General features: G+C 62.3%; 3 protein-coding genes. 2 read left to right on the top strand and 1 reads right to left on the bottom strand.

The window, feature by feature from the left end; all coding sequences use genetic code 11:
* Window positions 1–562 (bottom strand): hypothetical protein (locus tag EN745_RS34245; protein ID WP_145992315.1); only part of this gene is annotated, 562 nt, incomplete at its 3' end.
* Window positions 563–585: 23 nt separating this feature from the next.
* On the opposite strand from EN745_RS34245, the gene EN745_RS34240 reads away from it, so the two are divergent.
* Window positions 586–1401, top strand: coding sequence for a transketolase (locus EN745_RS34240; RefSeq protein WP_126054555.1), 816 nt, complete (start codon window positions 586–588; stop codon window positions 1399–1401).
* A complete protein-coding gene (locus EN745_RS34235; RefSeq protein WP_127423273.1) occupies window positions 1398–1910 on the top strand; it encodes a hypothetical protein in 513 nt (170 codons plus the stop codon). The genes EN745_RS34240 and EN745_RS34235 overlap by 4 nt, the downstream gene beginning before the upstream one ends.
* Window positions 1911–1923: the final 13 nt, after the last annotated feature.

The raw sequence follows: 1923 nt of genomic DNA, 5'->3' as shown, positions 1-1923 counted from the left end.
CGGCCATGACAATGCGAGGCAGGATCAGGAACGCAAGCGGCGCCGCATAATAGGCGGCGAGATAGTCATGCCCGGTCGAACGCTCTGCGAAATAGGGAATGAACGCAAAAGCGAAAGCGCCCGCGAGGCACCACCAGGGCCGTATCTGAAAGCTGCGCAGAGCGCAGAAGGCAGCCGCGAAGTTCACCGCGACGATGATGACGAAATATACATTGGCGCCAACGATCACGTCGCCGGTCAGGCGAGTGGTCAGAAATTGCACGACGCGTTCGGTAAGGTCGGTGAAAGGAAAGCCGAGCAGATCCAGCCGATCGGGAAAACCCACCGCATCCGTTCGAAAAATATGCGGCCAGTCGAGAAATATCCTGCCGTGAAGCAGCAGGAAAGTACGATCGCCCCACAGACCAGTCGGGACGCCGAATCTCATGAATGGAACACCCGCCATCAGCCAGGCGAGCAGAATTCCCAAACAAAGGAGAAGTACAGGCCGCCTTCCAAGATCGGCGAAGAATGCGCTAGTGTATCGGATCATACGAGAGGCCAATCGCATGATGTCGACCACTAGCATGAACGCCATGGGCTGTCATGGAGCCTGATCCGGCGCTCGCTCACCAGCAAATCCTGAGTTCGCGGGCGCTGCGCAAGCTGATCCTTGAAGAATCACATCGCGCCCATGTCGGGCACATTGGCTCGGCCCTGTCCGTGGTGGATCTTCTCGCAGCACTTTATGGCGGAGCCATGCGACTGAACGCACCGGACGATCCGGATCGCGATCGTTTCGTTATGGGAAAGGGGCACGCGGCGCTTGCGCTCTACGCCGCCCTGTTCTTGCGCGGATGGCTAAGCCGCGCCGAACTGGCAAGCTATTGCGCCGATGATTCCCGCCTGGGCGTGCACCCGACCCATCACCTCCCAGGCGTCGACTTCTCGACCGGCTCGCTCGGCCTTGGCCTGTCGATCGGCGTCGGATCGGCGCTCGCCGCGCGCCTGCTCGGCAAGGACCGCCGCACCTATGTGCTGCTGTCCGATGCGGAATGCAATGAAGGATCGACCTGGGAAGCGGCGATGTTTGCCGGGCATCATCGGCTCACGAATTTGATTGTCGTCGTCGACGTCAATGGACAGCAGGCGCTTGGCCCGACCGCCGAGATCATGAACCAGGCACGGATGCCGGAACACTGGGCAAGTTGCGGCTGGACGGTCCGGGAGGTGGATGGACATGCGCCAGCGGCGGTTCGCGAGGCGCTGCGTCCGCATCGCCAGGAGCCGTTGGTGGTGCTGGCGCGGACCGTGTCGGGGCGCGGTGTGAGTTTCATGGAGCGCCAGGTGCGCTGGCACTATTTGCCGATGTCGGACGAAGACTTTGCCATCGCCCTGGCGGAGAGCGAGGCGCTGCAGTGAGGCGCGAGTTCATCGCCAAGCTCTGCGAACTCGCCGCGCGCGATCCGCGCATCATGTTGCTGACCGCAGACCTCGGCTTCTCTGTCGTGGAGCCCTTCGCGCAGGCCTATCCGGACAGATTCGTCAATGTCGGTGTCGCCGAGCAGAACATGATTGGCATCGCAACGGGTCTGGCGGAAGCCGGATTTCTTCCGTTCTGCTATTCGATCGCGACCTTTGCGACGCTGCGGCCTTACGAATTCATCCGCAACGGTCCGGTTGCGCACGAACTGCCCGTCCGCATCGTCGGTGTTGGCGGCGGCTTCGACTACGGCACGGGCGGCTCGACGCATCACAGCCTTGAGGACATTGCCGTCATGCGTGCGCTGCCTGGTATGATGGTTCTCGCGCCGGTCGATGGACCTCAGGCCGCCGCGGCGCTGGACTGCGTGTGGTCGGCGCCGTCCCCGGTCTATTTCAGGCTGGGCAAGGACAGTCCGCAGGGCGCGATCTCTGGCGGTCGATTTTAACTCGGGCGGGCTC

Source organism: Mesorhizobium sp. M4A.F.Ca.ET.022.05.2.1, from assembly GCF_003998845.1.
Classification (GTDB): Bacteria; Pseudomonadota; Alphaproteobacteria; order Rhizobiales; family Rhizobiaceae; genus Mesorhizobium.
The sequence above is the reverse complement of the archived record's forward strand: the minus strand, read 5'-3'. Positions and strand labels throughout refer to the sequence as shown.

Bases quoted from the DNA above. Each gene is read 5' to 3' on its own strand.
- EN745_RS34240 (WP_126054555.1), top strand. From the start codon at position 586: ATGGAGCCTGATCCGGCGCTCGCTCACCAGCAAATCCTGAGTTCGCGG.